The 17,677-nt window shown below is 67.6% G+C and carries 12 protein-coding genes; 3 read left to right on the plus strand and 9 right to left on the minus strand.

What is annotated here, in order from left to right:
• Positions 1–3 precede the first annotated feature (3 nt).
• The 8 genes from ACYSUO_RS37155 to ACYSUO_RS37190 all read right to left on the minus strand — a co-directional run bounded on the left by ACYSUO_RS37155 (position 4) and on the right by ACYSUO_RS37190 (position 10,951).
• Positions 4–1,107 (minus strand): Gfo/Idh/MocA family protein, encoded by a 1,104-nt coding sequence (locus ACYSUO_RS37155; RefSeq protein WP_461780614.1) that lies wholly within the window; start codon positions 1,105–1,107, stop codon positions 4–6.
• Positions 1,104–1,877, minus strand: coding sequence for a sugar phosphate isomerase/epimerase family protein (locus tag ACYSUO_RS37160; protein ID WP_461780615.1), 774 nt, complete (start codon positions 1,875–1,877; stop codon positions 1,104–1,106). Before ACYSUO_RS37160 ends, ACYSUO_RS37155 begins: the two co-directional genes overlap by 4 nt.
• Positions 1,874–4,399, minus strand: coding sequence for a family 78 glycoside hydrolase catalytic domain (locus ACYSUO_RS37165; RefSeq protein WP_461780616.1), 2,526 nt, complete (start codon positions 4,397–4,399; stop codon positions 1,874–1,876). Before ACYSUO_RS37165 ends, ACYSUO_RS37160 begins: the two co-directional genes overlap by 4 nt.
• A 125-nt stretch (positions 4,400–4,524) precedes the next feature.
• The gene (locus tag ACYSUO_RS37170; protein WP_461780617.1) at positions 4,525–6,081 is read right to left on the minus strand and encodes an ABC transporter substrate-binding protein; all 1,557 of its coding nucleotides are present in this window, start codon (positions 6,079–6,081) and stop codon (positions 4,525–4,527) included.
• Positions 6,082–6,157: 76 nt separating this feature from the next.
• Positions 6,158–7,006: an ATP-binding cassette domain-containing protein gene (locus ACYSUO_RS37175; RefSeq protein WP_422479658.1), complete on the minus strand. Its 849-nt coding sequence runs from the start codon at positions 7,004–7,006 to the stop codon at positions 6,158–6,160.
• Positions 7,003–9,063 (minus strand): dipeptide/oligopeptide/nickel ABC transporter permease/ATP-binding protein, encoded by a 2,061-nt coding sequence (locus tag ACYSUO_RS37180; RefSeq protein WP_461780618.1) that lies wholly within the window; start codon positions 9,061–9,063, stop codon positions 7,003–7,005. The genes ACYSUO_RS37175 and ACYSUO_RS37180 overlap by 4 nt, the downstream gene beginning before the upstream one ends.
• Positions 9,060–10,001, minus strand: coding sequence for an ABC transporter permease (locus ACYSUO_RS37185; RefSeq protein WP_461780619.1), 942 nt, complete (start codon positions 9,999–10,001; stop codon positions 9,060–9,062). Before ACYSUO_RS37185 ends, ACYSUO_RS37180 begins: the two co-directional genes overlap by 4 nt.
• Positions 10,002–10,330: 329 nt before the next feature.
• Positions 10,331–10,951 carry a TetR/AcrR family transcriptional regulator gene (locus ACYSUO_RS37190; RefSeq protein WP_461780620.1) on the minus strand — a complete coding sequence of 207 codons (621 nt, stop codon included), beginning with the start codon at positions 10,949–10,951 and terminating at the stop codon, positions 10,331–10,333.
• Between the two features lie 331 nt (positions 10,952–11,282).
• Between ACYSUO_RS37190 and ACYSUO_RS37195 the strand changes: the two genes are divergently transcribed.
• Both ACYSUO_RS37195 and ACYSUO_RS37200 read left to right on the plus strand, forming a co-directional pair.
• Positions 11,283–12,440: a serine hydrolase domain-containing protein gene (locus ACYSUO_RS37195; RefSeq protein ID WP_461780621.1), complete on the plus strand. Its 1,158-nt coding sequence runs from the start codon at positions 11,283–11,285 to the stop codon at positions 12,438–12,440.
• A gap of 77 nt (positions 12,441–12,517) precedes the next feature.
• Positions 12,518–14,488: a tannase/feruloyl esterase family alpha/beta hydrolase gene (locus tag ACYSUO_RS37200; protein WP_461780622.1), complete on the plus strand. Its 1,971-nt coding sequence runs from the start codon at positions 12,518–12,520 to the stop codon at positions 14,486–14,488.
• A gap of 60 nt (positions 14,489–14,548) precedes the next feature.
• On the opposite strand, the gene ACYSUO_RS37205 is transcribed toward ACYSUO_RS37200, so the two are convergent.
• The gene (locus tag ACYSUO_RS37205) at positions 14,549–15,175 is read right to left on the minus strand and encodes a TetR/AcrR family transcriptional regulator (RefSeq protein ID WP_422479646.1); all 627 of its coding nucleotides are present in this window, start codon (positions 15,173–15,175) and stop codon (positions 14,549–14,551) included.
• Positions 15,176–15,371: 196 nt separating this feature from the next.
• Here ACYSUO_RS37205 and ACYSUO_RS37210 point away from each other — a divergent pair, with 196 nt between their 5' ends.
• On the plus strand, positions 15,372–17,390 hold the full coding sequence (locus ACYSUO_RS37210; protein ID WP_461780623.1) for a TolB-like translocation protein: 2,019 nt from the start codon (positions 15,372–15,374) through the stop codon (positions 17,388–17,390).
• The last annotated feature ends 287 nt before the right edge of the window (positions 17,391–17,677 follow it).

Genomic DNA, 17,677 nt, shown 5'->3' on the forward strand with positions numbered 1-17,677 from the left:
GTGTCACGAAGTGGCTTCATGCGGTGACCAGTCCTCCGGAACGGGGCTGGATACCGGGGCGGAGCTGACGACGTCGATGAACGAACCTGTGTCGATCGACTCGGAAACGGACACCATCGTGTCCAGGACGTGGTGTGCCAACTCCCCTGTCGCGCGGTGCGGTTCACCGCGGCGCAGGGAACGCGCCATGTCGAGCACGCCCAGGCCCCGGCCGTCCGCAGGGCCCGTTGCCCCAATGGTGGTCCACTCGTCGGCCCCAGTGGGCCAGATCTTCAGCTCTCCGTCGAAGGCGTTCGGGTCGGGCAGTGAGAGCGTGGCCTCGGTGCCCGTGATCTCTACGAACCCCGCCCGGACGAGCGGGGAATCGAAGCTGAAGATGCTGTTCGCGCAGCCACCGGACGCGAATTGGATCAGGGCGCTCACATGCGTGGGCACCTCGACCTCGAACTCCTCGCCCGTGCGCGGGCCCGAGCCAATGGTGCGCATGGCCTTGGCCATGGAACCGACCGCGGAAACCCGGCGGACGCTACCGAAGGTCTGCGCCAGCGCGGTGAGGTAGTACGGGCCCATGTCGAACAGTGGCCCCGCGCCACGCTGGAACAGAAAAGCCGGATTGGGGTGCCACGATTCCGGTCCCGGGTACTGGAGGATGGTCTGGGCCGTGAGCGGCACCCCGATGTCTCCTCGCTCGATGACCCGTCGGGCGGTCTGCAGGCCCGCGCCGAGGAAGGTGTCCGGCGCGCACCCCAGGCGTAGCCCGGTGTCGTCCGCCTCCTTCAGCAGTCCGAGCCCGCTCTCGCGGTCGAGCGCGAAGGGCTTCTCGCTCCACACGTGTTTGCCCGCCCGCAGCGCCGCGGTCGCTATCTCGACGTGGGCTGTCGGTGTCGTGAGGTTGACGATGATCTCGACGTCTGGGTGGTCCAGGGCGAGTTCGGGAGTGCCATGCTCGGCGATCCCGTATTCTCGCGCCCGGGTCTTCGCGGCTTCTGGGAGGAGGTCGGTGACGGCGTGAACGATCAGGTCCGGGAACGCCGTGAGATTGTTCAGGTACTCCTTGCTGATCACACCGGCGCCGATGACGGCGACCCCGACCGGCCCGCGGTTCATCGGGCACCGCCCTTCGGGCGGTCGTGGGGGCCCGCCTCGAGGTAGCGCAGCGAGGCGGTGACGCCGTCGAAGATGTCACCGGCGTAGCCATCGAACTCGACGATGCCCACCTCCAGGTGCTTCGCGGCTTCGATGATGCCCCACACATCCATCTGGCCTTGCCCTGCCGGGAGTTGAGCGGACGTGTCTTTCGTGACCGGACCATCCTTGATGTGGATGGCACTCACACGCTGCCCCAGCCGTTCCAGGAGCCTCACGGGGTCTTCGCCGCCCACCGCGGCCCAGTAGGTGTCGAGCTCAAGGACCACTTCGGGGTCGAGCAGGGACACCAGGGCCTCCAGTGCCGTGGTGTCCTCGATCTTCGAGGAGATCTCCCAGTCATGGTTGTGGTATCCGACCCGGACCCCGTATTCGGCGCCCTTCTTCGCCGCGACGTTCAGGTGGGCCGCGGTGTCGCGGATCGCCTCGATGTCGTGCCAGCGCTCGGGCGGGATGAAGGGGTGGACCACGGTGCCGATACGGAGACGCCGCGCGGCGGTGAAGACTTGGTCCAGGTCGGGGGAAACCTCGCCGACAGGGATCACGAAGGTGTGGCCCGTGGGGGCCGTGATGTCGTGCTCCGCGAACGCCGCGGCAAAAGCCTCGACACGGGTTTCGAAGGCGCAGGGTTCGGCCCGGCGGTAGCCGATCTCGGCGAGGCGCCGGATCGCCCCATCGAAGTCTGCTTCCAGCGCGTCGCGCACGGAGTACAGCTGCACGGAATACGTCATGACAGCAAAGCCCTTTCGGACGGGGTGTGGTGGCGCTCGATGGCTGCCGTCAGCTCGCGGCGCATGCGGTCGGTCACTCCGGGGAGTTCGTTCAGCAGCACCGACAACGGCAGGACCATGGACTGGTCCAGTAGCTTCGTCACGTCCATGTGCGGAGGCAGGTACTCGCGCAGGATCCCCGACACCGACGCGAGGAGCGCGTCATGCATGGCCAGACACTCGACCGGGCTGTCCAGTGTGAGTGGGGCGGGTGTCGTAGCGAGCGCGTACGTCCAGGCGTGCCGGCCCGCACAGACGGTGCGCTCCGCCCGAGCGGGGTGCTCGGGCAGCGCCACCTCCGCGGTGGTGCCGTCCGGGATCGTCACGCGGACGGTCATGGTGTCGTCCTCTCGTTCCCACTCCACGCTCACCCGCCCGTGAACGGTGTCGTGCGCTGCGCTGGCTCGGGTCAGGCCACCGCCGGGCCGAGGCGCGATGCGCATGGTCCGGTAGCCCGGACTTGTCGCCCGCACCCCGCCGATGACGGTGTGCATCCAGTGTGCGACCGAGCCGAGCGCGTAGTGGTTGAGGGATGTCATTCCCGATGGGTTCACGGTGTTGTCGGGGAGGATGGCGTCCCACCGCTCCCAGATGGTGGTGGCCCCGCGGACGACCGGATCGAGGAACGATGGCGCCCGTGTCTGCAGCAGCAGGCGATAGGCGTCGTCCGTGTGCCCGGTCTCTGTCAGAGCGTGTGCCACGTGCGGGGTGCCCGCGAAGCCGGTGGAGATGCGGTAGCCGTCGCGCCGCACGATATCGGCCAGGCGCGCGCCGGCGCGGCGCAGTTGGTTGTCGTCGAGCAGACCGAACCGGATGGCCAGGGCGTAGACCGTCGCGCACTCGCCGGTGATGCGGCCGCTGGAACTGACGTACTCGGCGCGGAATCCTGCACGAACCCTGTCGGCGACCTCTGAGAACCACGCTGCATCTTCCGTGCGGCCCAACACCTGTGCAGTGCGGGCCATTTCGCGTGCGGTCTGGTGGAAGAAGGCCGTAGCTACGAGATGGCGATCGGCCTTGGCCTGGTCAGGTCGATGCATCGGGGCGGACGGGTCGAGCCAGTCCCCGAATTGGAAACCGGAGTTCCACACACCGGTCAGATCAAGAAGCGGCACCACGCTGCGCGTGAACGTCGCCATCGACTCGTAGCAGCGGCGCAGAATCTCCTCGTCTCCGTACTCCCAGTACAGCTGCCAGGGCAGCCGCACGGCGACGTCACTCCACAGGGCGGTCGGTGTGTCGTGCCCGGGCTGGACATCCGGTACGACGTACGGGACAAAGCCGAAGTCCTTCTGTTCCAGGGCGAGATCATCGAGCCATGACATCAGCACCTCACGCACGTCGTAGAGGTAGGTCGCGGTCGGGGCGAACGCGTTGATGTCTCCCGTCCAGCCGAGTCGCTCGTCGCGCTGTGGGCAGTCGGTGGGGATGCTGACGAAGTTGCCGCGCATCGACCAGACGACGTTGTCGTGCAGCCGGTTCAGCAGGTCGTTCGATGTCTCGAACCACCCCGTACGCGTCATGTCGCTGTGCACGACGACGGCCCGCACGTCATCCGGTGACAATTCACCGCGGAGCCCGTCGATCTCGGCGTACCGGAAGCCGTGGTAAGTGAACCGGGGCTCGAACTCCTCCGGTCCGTCCCCGGCGAGGACATAGCGGTCGGTCGCCTCGGCCGTCCGCAGTGTCATGTAGTCCGGCATGCCGTCGACGAGCACCTCGGCGTGCCGGACGGAGACCTCGGTTCCGCGGGGCCCATCCAGACGGAGCCGGACCCAGCCGGGGATGTTCTGTCCGAAGTCGACGACGGTGCTGCCGGCCGGGGACGTCCAGATCTTCCGTGGCGGCAACTCCTCGACGCGGCGGATCGGTTCCGCGGTGGCCACGGCCAGGGTGGTTGTGTCCCAGGCAACCGGTTCGGCCTGGAGCCAGGCGCCGTCGTCGAATCCGGGTTCGTGCCAACCGGCCGGTTCGAGTCGGGCGTCGATGGTGACCCCGTCGTAGAGGGAGTTGGCGCGCACGGAGCCCTGCCCGCACCGGAATCGGTCGCCTGACGCGACGTACTCCGTCCGGTCTGGGTAGCGCAGTTCGATCAGAGAGAGCAGAGCGGGACGGTCGGCATAGATCCGCGAGCGTGTAATCTCCTCGAATCCGAGGCGGCCGACGGCCCAGCCGTCGCCGACGATGGCGCCGAACGCGTTCGTGCCGGTGCGCACCATGGTGGTGAGATCGTGACTGCGGACGAGCAGGCGGTGCCGGTAGGACGTCCACCCCGGGGCCAGGACCTCATCGCCGACCCGGCCCCCGTTCAGATAGGGCTCAACGGTTCCGAGAGCGGTGAGGTGGAGGGTTGCCCCCAGGAGGTCCGGGCCTGCTTCGAACTCGGTCCGGAAGTACACCGCCGGATCGCCCGGCTCGCCCACGCGTCGTTCGGGCGAGCCGACGAACACCGCGTCGGCGGTTTCGAACTGTGCTGAGAGCATCAATGTCCATTTCTCATTCGATGGCCTGTCGGCCGCACACCTGCCGGCGCAAGGTGGGGCGCGGCCGATGCGCTTGCGGTCGCAGCAGGGCCCCGGGCTCACCGGCCCGAGGCCTCCGGGCGCTGTCAGGCGGGCGAGAGCTCAGTCAGGTCGAGGAGCGGACGCTTCAGGCTGACCTTCACGCCCTTCACCTTCGGTGACGTGTAGTAAAAGACCGAGAAGCTCGTCACGGGTACGAGCCAGGCCTGGTCGATGGCCCGCCGCGTGGCCTGGTCGCGCAGCGTGCGTTGTTCGGCGCCCGTTGCCGCGTCACCCTTCTTGACCAGGGACGCCAGCTGCGGGTCGTCCCCGCCGTAGATGAGACCGGGTGTCGGAACGTAGAAGTTCTTCGCGTAGAGGAAGAACGGAATGTAGCCGTACCCGTAGGACACCATGGGGTGATCGCCACCCAGATACTCCCGTTGGTACTTGGCGCCGTCGCTGGCGTTGACCACACGCACCTTCACGCCGATCTTGGACCAGTCAGAGATCACGGCTTGTGCGACTTCGCTGGCGGGTGGGTTCACGGTGAGGCTGAGCATGGTGGCGCTGAAGCCGTTCGGGTAACCCGCCTTCGCCAGCAGGGACTTCGCCTTCTTGGGGTCGTAGGCGTAGCGGTCCGCCTCCGACTCCAGATAATCGGGCGTCCCCGGGGTCCCTATCTGGTTGACCGGCTTGCCAGTGCCGTGCAGCAACCCCTTGGCGATGGCGTTGCGGTCGACGGCGTAGTTCAGCGCCTGCCGGACGAGCTTGCTGCGTAGTGGCTTGGACCCGGCACTCTTCGCACGGCCGGTCAGTTGGATCCCTGTCTCCGCGACCAAGGTGGAGTACGTCTTGAGATTGGCACTCTTGGCACTCTGCACGGTATTGACGTCGCCCTGCGCCAGGTCGGCGGCGCCGGTCTTCAGCAAGGAGAGAGCCGCGTTGGTGGAACTGACGACCTTGATCACGACTTTGTCGTAGTGGATCGCGGACTTGTTGTAGTAGTTCCGATTGGGTATGTAGGTGTAGTGGTCGCCGGAGACGGTCGCTTTGTCGTCGAGTACATACGGTCCCGCGCCAAACGTCAGGTGCCCCAGCGCCTTCTTGTCGGCAAGGCCCTTCGCGCTGATGACCGAGCTGAGATGCGTCGTCGACGACAGGTTGTACGGCATTTCCGGGTTGGGCCGGGCGAGCTTGAGGGTGACGGTGCGCTCGCCGGTCGCCTCGACGGACACCTTGCCGAGGGACGGCGCCTGCGGGCTGTTCGGATCAGCGAAGGTGTACTTCAGGGACTTGACCACCGCGGCCGTCGTGACCGGTGAGCCGTCCGCGAACTTCACACCTGGGCGCAGGGTGAGTTGGAACTCGCGGTTGCCCTTGCCTACATACTTCCAGGAAGTGGCCAGGCCGGGCTCGTACTTGCCGTCCGGGCCCCGGTGGATGAGCGAGTCGTACGCCAGCGGGGTGTACCAGTTCTCCCCTACGGTGATGCCCGCTCGGGCCGGGTTGAAGGTGCTGGGCGGGGTGAGCGAGACAACGTTGAGTGTGCCTCCTGACTTGCCCTTGGGCGAATCAGCCGTGCCACTGCAGGCCGTCGCGGTCAGTGCGGCGCACAGGACGCCGACCAGAAAGGTTGTGGTGCGGGAGAATCTTCTGTTCATGGAACTTCCTCCATGGAGTGCCGCGCACCCGAAGCGGGGGTCGGAGCCGACGATCCGGTTCGCGCACGGCGGGGTCTTATCGGGAGTCCTGTGCGACGGTGAGCCGCTGGGACGGTGCCCGAGCGGGATCCGGGTCGGGCACCGCGGCGAGCAGCTGCCGGGTGTACGGGTCGCTGGGCGCGCTGTAGACGCGTTCCGCCGGGCCGGTCTCGACGATGCGGCCCTGGTGCATGACGGCCATACGGTGGGACAGGAAGCGCACCACCGCGAGATCGTGCGCGATGAAGAGGTAACTGAGGCCCATCGACTCCTGCAGTTCAGCCAGGAGATTAAGGATCTGGGCCTGCACAGACAGGTCGAGCGCGCTGACCGGCTCGTCACAGATGACGAGTGATGGGTTGATGATCAGGGCGCGGGCGATGGCGATGCGTTGCCGCTGTCCGCCCGAGAAGTGTGCCGGATAGCGGTCCCCGGCGTCGGGCGGCAGACCTACTCGGACGAGCATGTCCCGCACTCGCGCCGCGATGTCCCGCCGCGACAGTGCGGACGACTGCAACAGCAGCGGCTCTGCGATCGAAGTGCCCACCTGCCGGGTGGGGTTGAGCGAGCTGTACGGATCTTGGAAGACCGCCTGGATCTCCGAGCTGAGGGTACGGCGCTCGCGTCGCCCGGCGTGGGTGATGTCGCGCCCCCGGAACCGGATGTGTCCTTCAGTCGGGGGTCGGAAGCCAAGGACGATGTTGGCGAGCGAGCTCTTGCCGGAGCCAGATTCACCGACCAGGCCGAGAGTCTCGCCCTCGGCGATGTCGATATCGACTCCGTGCAGTACCCGGGCAGGCTTGCGCCGCAGCCCCTGGGGGTAGTCGAGGACGATTCCGTGTGCGCTCAGCAGGGGCTGAGCGGATGCCGTGTCGGTCCGGCTCACGAGGCGTCCTCCTTGTCGAGATCCCGCACTCGGTCAATGTGGATGCAGCGGCTGTGGTGATCGGACGCGACAGCAGTGAGGGGGACCGGACGCTGAGCGCAGTCGGCAGCCGCGATCGGGCAGCGGTCCTGGAAGTGACAGCTGACGGGCCAGGCGGCCGGGGGCGGCACCGTGCCCGGGATCGTCGGCAGCCTCGTCAGGGTCGTGGCGGAGCCGCCGCCGGCTGCGATGCGGTCGAGCGCGCGGTGCGGGTTGGCCGCGAGGAGTCCGGCCGTGTACGGGTGCGCGGGCGAGTGGTACAGGGTGCCGACGGGCCCCTGCTCCACGACCTGCCCGGCGTACATGACGACTGCACGCGCGCACAACTGTGCCGCGACGCCCCAGTCGTGGGTGATCAAGACGATGGCGAGTCCGCGCTCCGCCTGCAGGCGCCGCAGCAGTGTGAGGATCTCGGCCTGGACGCGGGCGTCGAGCGCGGTTGTCGGTTCGTCCGCGACCAGCAGATCGGGGTCGCCGGCCAGGGCGAGCGCGATGGCGACCCGTTGGGCCATGCCTCCGGAGATCTGGTGCGGGTAGCGTCGCGAAACGGCGCTCGGATCCGGAATGTTGACCAGGCCGAGGAGTTCGACGGCCCGCGCCCGCGCGGCGCGCCGGTCCAGGCCGTGGTGTCTGCGCACGGCCTCGGCGAGCAGATCGCCGACGCGGCACGTGGGGTCGAGCGCCGTCATGGGTTCCTGGGACACGTAGCCGATACGGGTTCCGCGCAGCGCATGGCGGTCCTGATCGGACAGCGACAGGAGTTCGGCTCCGTCGAACCTGCAGGAGCGGGCGCGGACTTCGGCGCCGGCGGGCAGCAGGCCCAGCACGGCGGAAACCGTGACGGACTTGCCGCAGCCCGACTCGCCGACGATGCCGAGGATTTCGCCCTTGTCGACGTGGAAGCCGACACCTTGGACGACCACGGTGCGGGATCCTCCGGAGCCGAAGGCGACCGTAAGCCCGCGCACCGCCAGCAGTGTGCCCGGCGACGGTTGGTCGGTCGCCTCACCGGATTCGGCTGGCTCGGCCTCGCCTTCCTGCTGTACGGGCGGCTCACCGTTGCCCGCGCCACTCGGCCGTGCCGGTGCGCTGCTCCACCGTTGCACCATCACATCGCGCAGGGCATCACCGAGCAGCGCGAGAGAGAGCATCGTCAGGCCGATGACACCGCCCGACGGAATCAGCATCCAACTGGACCGGTCGAGGACCTGGCTCGCCTGGGTGATCAGTCCGCCCCAAGACGGCTCCGGTTCCTGCACACCAAGGCCGAGAAAGGACAGTCCTGCCTGGACTCCGACCGCGGCCGCGGCGACCAGGGACGCCTGCACGAGGATCGTCGTCGCCAGGCGCGGCACAACGTGCCGACGCAGGATCTGAGCGTCGGCGAGTCCGGAAACGCGGGCCGCCGCGACGTACTGCTCCGTGCGAACGCGCTGTGTCTCCGCGCGGATGACCCGGGCGAGTCCTGACGCACCGAGCACGCCGAGAGCGATCATCGCGAGATGCTGATTTCCCGGGAACACGGCCAGAACGAGCAGGAGGATGAGAATGGACGGGAGCGCGACCGCGAGCTCGATCCAGCGCAGCACCGCCCAGTCCACCCAGCGACCGAAGTAGCCGGCCAGCACTCCCAGGACGGTGCCGGTCACGACGAAGACGAGTGTCACCTCCACGATTCCCAGGAACACTCCTTGGCCACCGAACAGGACGCGGCTGAGGATGTCGCGGCCCAGCTGGTCGGTGCCCAGCCAGTGTTGCCCGCCCGGACCGGCCAGAACCTGAGTCAGGTCGGTGTTCGTGGGCCCGTACGGAGCGAGCACGTTCGCGCCCACGCTCATCACTCCGACCGCCACCAGCCACAACAGCGACAGGGCTGCCAGCGGCCTGCGCACCAACGACCGCAGGACAGAGCCCCGCTGCGGCTGCCGCAGAGTCACCGACAGCTGCTTGGCCGGGTCGTCACTCAGCCCGACGCCGCCGGGCGAGGGGTCCACTGCCGTCTGCTCGATGCCGGTCACCGGAGACGCACCCGGGGGTCGATCGCGCCATAGCAGAGGTCTACGAGCAGATTCGCCGCGACGACGAGCAAGGTGAAGTACACGACCGCTCCCTGGATCACAGGCAAATCCCTTGAGGCTGTGGCCTGTTGGACGATGGAACCGAGGCCGGGCATGGCGAAGACCTGCTCAACGAAGATCGTTCCGCCGATCAGCCCCACGAATACGACGCCGATGACGCTCATGATCGGCACACCTGCGTTGCGGAGCGCGTGCCGGAAGAGAATCGACCGGTGCGCGAGGCCGTTGGCCCGCAACGTCTTGATGAAGTCCTGGGTCAGTACCTGCCCGAGGGAGTCGCGGGTCTGCTTGGCGATGACCGTGGCCCCGCCGACCGCCAGGGAGATCACCGGCAGTACCAGCGACCGCGCCCACTGCCCCGGCGAGTCCGCGAAGCTGACATAGCCGGCCACCGGCAGGAGCCGGAGTGTGACGGAGAAGAACGAGGTGAGGACCACCGCCAGCCAGAAGTTGGGGATGGCCATGCCACCCAGCGACAGGACGTCGACGACGCTACGGGTGACACCACCGCGCACGGCCGAGGTGACGCCCAGCGCGAGACCGAGGACTGCACTTGCCAGCGTTCCCAGGATGAGCAGCGAGAAGGTCACCTCAAGATGCTCGTTGAGCTGGGAGGTGATGCCCTCACCGGAGATGATCGAGATGCCGAGATCGCCGTGCACAGCATTCGTCAGCCAGCTCCCGTACTGCTCGAACACCGGCTTGTCCAGGCCGAGGCTCTCACGCAGGCCGGCGATCTGGGCCGCCGTGGCCTGCGGGCCGAGCATCATCTGCGCGGCGTCGCCGGGGACCAGGCTGGTGAGCACGAACGACAGGGCTGTGGCGACGAAGACGACGGGCAGTGACCACAGCAGGCGGTGCCCAAGGAGTTTCAGCACGGCAGATCCGGCGTGGGTCGGACAGTGCCCGACGGGGAGACGATCCAAGGCGGCACGGCAGTAGGCAAGTTGCGCACGGCGCTCTCCGGAGGTGTGGGATCGGATGTCTACGGCGGTCGATGTTCCAGTCCGGTTTCCGACCGCTGAATTCCCAGTGACACTTGAAGTTCGGGCTCAAAGTAGGGCCGGGCCCAGCACACCGTCAATATCCATGCGCACAAAGAAATTCAGATACCGAGCCACCGGGTGAGCAGAGGGCACGACTTTCCTGCGTGGCCGGTGAAGAGCGCCACAGCCGAGAGACTGGACCCCGGCCTCACGCCGAGTACCTACCGTGTGGCGCCGCGCGCCCCGTCCCCACGGCTGGCGGGGGCACGCAGAAGGACGGCGTCGATGACAGCGCCGAGTTGGGCTCCGATGTCGAACGACGGGTCGACCAGCCAGTGGTTCTGCAGCCCGTCCCAGGCCGCGATGATCAATGCCGCAGCCCGTTCCGGGTCGACCGCGGGGCCTACCTCACCGTTCTCCTGGAGCAGAGAGATGTCACGGGCCAGCTGCGCGCGCGACAGGCGCCAGCGTTGCTTGAAGTAGTCGTGCGCGGGGTGTTCGGGGTTGCTGGCCTCCCCCAGCAGCGACGCGTAGAGGTGGACGATATTGGTCCGGCGTACGCCGTCAACGGCGAGGGCCGGGGCGGCCGCGACCGACTCACCCGGCGCCAACAGGCTCATCTCCTGCTCGTCGAAGAGAGCCAAAGCCGCGACGAGGAGCGTCTCCTTGGATGGAAAGTGGTAGAGGAGGCCCGCTTCGCTGATGCCCGCACGCTTCGCCACTCCGAGCGTGGTCACACTGCGATGGCCGCACTCGACCACAAGCGCCAGTGTGGCCTTGGCGATGGTCTCGCGACGTTCACGCGTCCGTGCATAAGGGCCGCGCCGACGGAGCTCTGACATGCCAGCACCGTATCCGACTCCGGAGCGGGACCCGCTCGCCTCGCGGTGACACAACCGGCCGAGCAGGTGGCGAACAGGCAACGGGCACAGGGCTGTTGACGCACACCCTGACGGCCGCCACTATGAATTTCGAGCCGCACTTGAGGTTCATGGATGTGCCCTGCGCTGCGCGAGAACGTGACGCGAAGCAGGAGAGCACCGATCGGCGGTCACCCTCGCTAGAACGGGCCGAGGACTGCCCATTAGTCGAACACCGTCTGGGAACGGACACGACCCGCCGTCCGAGGTCCGTCCTCACGGGTCTCGTTCCACGAAACACCAGGGAGCCGATATGACAGGACTGTCCGGTCAGCGTGTTGCCGAGTTGAAGGAACGGGCCCAACAGGGCCTGGAAGAGGGGAACTTGCCGGCATGCCAGTACGCACTGGCCAGACACGGTGAAGTACTCGTGCACGAGACGCTCGGCGACGCGCCGCCGGATTCGCGGTTCTCGATCTGGTCGACGACCAAGCCGGTTTTCAGCTCACTCGTCTGGCAGTTGATGGGAGAGGGCAAGCTCGATCCGCTCGCGACGGTTGTGGACCTGTGGCCGGAGTTCGGAGCGCACGGCAAGGGCGGGGTGACACTCGAACACCTGCTGCTTTTCACCGCGGGCTTCCCGGACGCGGAGCTCGACCTTGACTCCATCTTCGACCGTGCGGCCCGGGTGCGACAGATGGAACAGTGGAAGCCGTCCTTCGAGCCAGGGACCGCCTACGGCTATCACGGGTTCAGTGCGCACTATGTGATGGCAGAGCTGGTGGAGCGCGTCACCGACATGGACCACCGAACGGCGTTGCGGGAGAGGATTCTCGGGCCCCTGGGCCTCGAACGGCTCGAACTCGGCGTCCCCGAGGGCCGGCAAGGCGACCTCCAGCGCATGGTCGGCACAGGTGAGCCCAGCACGGCGGAGGAAGTGAAGGACCTCCTGGGCCTCGACTCGCTGCCACACGACGTGACCGAGGCGATGAACGCGTCGGCAGGGAACGCGAGCGTGCGTCTCGACGCCCTCCTGACCGAGTGGCAGCGGCCAGACCTCGTCACGTTCGGCATTCCGGGAGCCTCAGGGGTAAGCGACGCGGCGAGCCTCGCGCTGTTCTACCAGCACCTGCTGCATGACCCCAAGCACGTATGGGACCCCGCGATCCGGCGCGACGTCACCACCCACGTACGGAACGTCTTCGCCGCGGCGCCGTTCGGCATCGTCGCGAACCGTACACGCGGGCTTGAGCTGCAGGGCGACGACCCGACGTGCCTCCATCGTGTCGGCGGGGGCGGCGCAACCCCGCGGACGTTCGGGCACAACGGAGCCGCGGGCCAAATCAGTTGGGCCGATCCGGAGAGCGGCCTGTCCTTCGTCTACCTGACGAACGGGTGCGACCGGAATGACGTTCGCGTCGTTCGGCGCTCACGCGAGCTGAACGCGGCGGCGGTGGCCTGCGCCGCATGACGGCCTCGCGCACATTGCGCCCCGCCTCCCCTTCCACGACCGACACCCACACGACCGAGATTGCGAGTCGCCAAGACATGACCGACCAGGACCTGACCTCCGTGGCGAGCGATCCCCACCAGGACGACCCCGCGTTCGGACCCGCATTCGTCGATGTCGACGAGTGGCGCGATCACCCCGTACGCCACCGCTACCTGCACGGCGGCTTCGAGGGGACCGAGACCCGATTCGAGATGTACCTGCCGGAGGACGGCGCCTACCAGGGCCGGATGGTCCAGGAGCTCGAGGGCGGCGTCGGAGGCACCGAGCTGCACGAACCCGAGTCCATGGAGAGTCTGCTCCGCAGCGCCTTCCGGCTGGGCGCCTTCGTCGTGACGTCGAACCAGGGCTGGATCCGCAGCCCGGAGCGGCCCGGCGTGGGAGGGCCGGGGCTCCCGGAAGACCGCACGATCCTCTCGCACCGGGCGAGCGCGCAGACCGCGCGTTACGCCAAGGCGGCCGCAGTGGAACTCCTTGGCGCGCGGCCGCACCACTCCTACCTGTTCGGGGCCAGCGGCGGGGGCGCCCGATCGGTGTCGGGCATGGAGCAAGTGCCCGGCCTGTGGGACGGCGCGGTCCCGATCGTCATGGTGAACCAGCACCTCGCCTGGCACTACTGGTCGGTGTGGATCCGCGCGGAAATCGCCCTGCGCCACAAGAAGGACGAGATCACCGCCGCCGTGGACGCCGGTACCGACCCCTTCGCGGTCCTCGACACGGACGAGCAGCGGGAGTGCCTGTCCGACCTCTACGCCGTCGGCTATCCGAAGGGGGCCGAGAATCTGCTCAGCATGGCAGCGTCCGACTGGGCGAACTGGATCCCTCTCATAGACCCCGAGTACGCGGAGGACTTCTGGGGCCTGGCCGGCTATGCGGGGAAGAACATGGAGCCGCTCCGCGCGACCGGCACGGTCACCGGCCTGGTCCTCGCGTCGGATCCAGAAGGCCCGGCGTTGGTGGAGGCGCTCTTCGAGGGGTTTCGCGCGTTGGTCCCACCCGACTCTGTGGTCGGCGCCCGACTCAGCGGTGTCGAGGTTACGAAAGATCTGATCGGCTGCCGGTTCACCGTTGGTGAGCCAGGAGCTGAGGTGCTGCGCGTCTGCACGGCCGTGGCCGGTGACTGCATCGGGTTCGCCGACCCCGGGCCGCATCTGACACCACAGGTGGGCGACAAGATCACTCTGGACAGCACCTTCGAGCAGGCATGGTCCCATTACCACCGGCACATCATCGACCCGAACCAGCCGACCATGCGGCGCTGGGCGAGTAACGGTCAGCCGATCTGGCCGCAACGCCCTCTCGCCCCGGAGCGCCGGGCCGTGCTCGGCAGCCTGCCGACCGGCCGCTTCGACGGCAAGATGATCGTCCTTCAGAGCGCCCTGGACCATCTCTGCCCGCCGCACTTCGCGCACGACTACATCGAGAGGGTGCGTGCCCAACTGGGGAACAGCGACGATCACATGCGGCTCTGGATCCTCGACAACGCCATGCACGGCGAAGTCTCTCCCACACTCGGCACTCAGATCACCCTGCGGTTCGTCAAGATCTTCGGCGCCGCACTGCAGGCCCTTGAGGACCTCGTGGCGTGGGTGGAGAACGGTGTGAAGCCACCGGCAGACACCTCCTACAAGCTGAGTGTCTGGCAAAGGACGCTGCTCGCACCGACAGCGGTAGAGCGTGGCGGGATCCAACCGGTCATCTCCCTCGATGGACCGGTTGACGCCAGGGTCGGCGAGACCGTGCGATTCACGGCGCAGGTCGATGTCCCGCCTGGCGCGGGCTCCGTGGTCGAAGCGGCCTGGGATTTGGACGGTACCGGCCGCTTCGAGGAGAAGGCACAGATCGAGGAGCCCGCGCCGACCCTGACGGCTCAGGTGGAGCACCGCTTCGGCGAAGTAGGCGCCCATGTCGTCGTGCTTCGCGCGACAAGCCAGCGCGAAGGCGATACCTCGGCCTCGGTCACGGGCGTGGAGAACCTGGCGCGACTACAGGTCCGAGTGACGGCATGACAGACGGGACCTGAAGCGAATCAGACACCCCGCTCTGTGCCGGGCCCGAACGGAAACTCCCTACTCCATGAGCACGTTGAGGTCGAGGTTGTGGAAGGCATTGGCGACGAAGCTCGCGGCCAGTCTCCGTGCTTCGTCCAGCTCGCCACCGTGGTCGATGGCATGCTCGCACACCTGAATGGCGACGCCGACACAGGCGGCGGCGAGCGCTTCAGCGGTCGGCCCGAGTGCCGGGCCGTAGGGCTGTCGGCGGCGCTCGATGAGGCCGGTGAGCTGTTCGGTCACCGCGCCCAGGACCTGCCGCCTCAGACTGGTGGGGTGGTCGCCGGCCCTGTCCCCACGGAAGAGCAGGTCAAAGCCCTCGGCCCGTTCGGTGGCCAGGCGAAAGAGCGGTTCCATTCCCGTCCGCGCGAGTTGCGCGAGCGACAGATCGGTCCCGTGCTCGTACGCGTCGCCGATCCACGCCCTGAAGACATCCGCCTCACGTTCGATGACACGGCGGTGGAGTTGTTCCTTGTTGCCGAAGCGGGCATAGAGCGTGGGCCTGGTCGTTCCTGCTCGTCGTGCTATGTCGGCGATCTGCGCGGCGCTGTAGCCGACCGCGTGGAACACCTCACGGGCGGCATCAAGGAGTTGATCTTCGTCGAAGCGGCGGCCGCTCGGGCCGATCACGGTGCGGGCGGACATGACACCAAACCATAGGCCGACTCCTTGACTCGAAGTAAAGCTTCGCCCTAGCTTGACGTGAAGTAAAGAACACAGCACATTTCATCAGCCTCCCACACCCCTCCCAACCCCCTTCCACACGCACGGAGGAGAGATGTCCCTTTCCCGTTCGCGCCGTCGCGCAGCCGGGACTACGCCGCGGCCGACGCAACCGTCGATGAGCGCGAGCAGGCGCTGGCGGATCCTGCCCGCTCTCGGCGCCACCGCGTCTCTGCTCCTGGCAGTCGGGGCGACCGACGCCGGCGCCAGCAGCGGCGAGGCGGGCACCGACCGCACGGCCGCATCCACTGGCAGCCCCGGCGACGTCCCCTTCGAGCCGATCGACTTCGACCGCATCCCGGTGCCACCGAAGGTGCGCGCGAGCAGCCCGTCCTTCACCCCCGACGGGAAGCATGTGGTGTTCTCCGGCACGCATACGGTGGATGGCAAGCCGAAGAGCGACGCGTGGATCACCGACCTCAAGGGCAAGCACGTCCGCTGCCTCACGTGCTCGACCGGTGCGGAGACCCCAAACCTCCCGTACGTCTTCCCGTTCGCGGACGGCAAGCGGGTCTTCCTCGGCTTCTATGGCGTGCTCGAATGTGCGCCCAGCATCGTGAACTGCCGCACGTCCAAGTACCTGCCGTACGACCTCTCCACGGCGAACCCCCCGCTCGGGGTGATCCCGCCGGGCGGAGCGGCGAACAGACCGCAGTCCGTCGTCCGCCAGGGTGCCTATCCGACCCTCGCACAGGACGGAAAGCACATCGGCTACTCCGATGTTCGCACCGACGGCCTCGAGCAGATGGTGGTCGCCAAACTCGTACGCAAGACAGACAAATACGTGGCCGAGGACCCCAAGGTCATCAACCCGCCCGGCCCCACCTCGGCGTCCGACCGGAACGTCGACGCCTGGTCGGAAAGCACCGGGTTGTACGAGCTGAAGACCTTCACCCACGGCGGCAGCCATGTCACCTACGTGCATTCAGGAGGCACTCACTCAGAGAACCCCGAGGTATGGGAGGTGAACCTCAAAACCGGTGTCCGCAAGCGGCTGACCAACCACCCCGACTGGGACGAGGACTACGCCGGTTCACCGGACGGCGGCAGCTCCGTCGTATGGACCAACCGCACCCACAACATGTGGGACTCACTCGGTGGTCTCCTGCCCCACCGCAGCTTCATCGACGCGCCAATGGTCGGCGCCGAGGCCGGCATGCTGATCAACACGCCCAACAACCTGGCGTGCGGTGGTGTCGTGTGGCTCATGCCCGGGGAAGGCGACCACGGCGGTGCTGTCTCCGGCCAGCCCATCATCGCCCCGGACGTGCACGCGCACACCAGTGTCTCGGGGTGGACAGCCTGGAGCCCGGACGGGACGAAGTTCGCGCTCAACGCGGTCAAGCAGGGCTCCGGACTCTTCTCCGGCGATGTCCCGGACTATCTGACCGTCGCGAAGATGTCCAGCCGCCAGCCGGCCAAGCCGGAACCCGTCGTCAGCTCCGACGTCGGTGACTGGGCTCCCGCCCCGGCCGACTGGCACCCTCCATTCGGTTATGTCGGAGACGTCACCCTCGACGGACCGGGCGGCGGCACGGTCGACATCCACTACAACGGCAAACAGGGCGCGGTCTACGGTGACTTCTCCGCGACGTACAAGAGCTACTCCGAGGACGGCAAGACGTTCCTCGACGGGACCAAGAAGATCGACGTCCTGGAACCCGGCATCACGAAGGTCCATGAGGTCACGAACCTCGTGATGACGGGTGAGCACACCGGATCACTCCGCAAGGACCTCGAAATCTCGGGCGGCAACGCCGCTGGTACGCCGACCTACAAGGGCACCTCCACCGCTACGTACGACGGCAAGACCGTTTCGGGGCCACCCAAGTGGCTTACGCAGAAGGGCTCCTGTCCCGAGCGACTGCCGAAGAAGCCGAAGATGCAGGCCAAGGCCAAGCACATAGGACATGGCCGCTACGCGATCGAGGTGACCGCCAGCGTCGGTGGCATGGGCCCGCACGAGACGACAGTCGACACCCGGCCGGTGACTCACGCACGAATCGACACACCCGGTCGAGACACCTACACCGACGACCGCGGTATCGCTGTCGTCACGCTCCCCGGCAACCGCCCGGCCACGGTGAAGGTAACGTCCGGCGAGACGATCACGCCGACGAGCCTCCGGCTCGGCTGAGCCGTCGGCCCCATACCGCGAACGCGTCCGATGGCGAGGGGGTGGGGGGCGGGCCCCCGGGGGGGGGGCCCCCCCCCCTTACCCCTACCGCCGGGCCCGCCCAACACCCCCCCCGGGGCCCCCCGTGTTTCCCTCCCCCCCAGGTAGGGTTGCGGCAAAGCCCAAAGCACGAAACAAAATAGCCCAACATATACACACGGCGTGGGGGGCGGCGGGGGGGGGGGGGGGGGGGGTGGGGGTGGGGGTGTTTGGGGGGGGGGGGGGGGGGGGGGGGGGCCCCCGGGGGG

Source organism: Streptomyces sp. UC4497 (genome assembly GCF_054871485.1).

Excerpts from the sequence above, each read along its gene's own strand:
- ACYSUO_RS37190 (WP_461780620.1), bottom strand. The coding sequence starts at position 10,951 with ATGTCAGAGCTCCGTCGGCGCGGCCCTTATGCACGGACGCGTGAACGT.
- ACYSUO_RS37205 (WP_422479646.1), bottom strand. The coding sequence starts at position 15,175 with ATGTCCGCCCGCACCGTGATCGGCCCGAGCGGCCGCCGCTTCGACGAA.
- ACYSUO_RS37200 (WP_461780622.1), top strand. The coding sequence starts at position 12,518 with ATGACCGACCAGGACCTGACCTCCGTGGCGAGCGATCCCCACCAGGAC.
- ACYSUO_RS37195 (WP_461780621.1), top strand. The coding sequence starts at position 11,283 with ATGACAGGACTGTCCGGTCAGCGTGTTGCCGAGTTGAAGGAACGGGCC.
- ACYSUO_RS37155 (WP_461780614.1), bottom strand. The coding sequence starts at position 1,107 with ATGAACCGCGGGCCGGTCGGGGTCGCCGTCATCGGCGCCGGTGTGATC.
- ACYSUO_RS37210 (WP_461780623.1), top strand. The coding sequence starts at position 15,372 with ATGAGCGCGAGCAGGCGCTGGCGGATCCTGCCCGCTCTCGGCGCCACC.
- ACYSUO_RS37160 (WP_461780615.1), bottom strand. The coding sequence starts at position 1,877 with ATGACGTATTCCGTGCAGCTGTACTCCGTGCGCGACGCGCTGGAAGCA.
- ACYSUO_RS37170 (WP_461780617.1), bottom strand. The coding sequence starts at position 6,081 with ATGAACAGAAGATTCTCCCGCACCACAACCTTTCTGGTCGGCGTCCTG.
- ACYSUO_RS37165 (WP_461780616.1), bottom strand. The coding sequence starts at position 4,399 with ATGCTCTCAGCACAGTTCGAAACCGCCGACGCGGTGTTCGTCGGCTCG.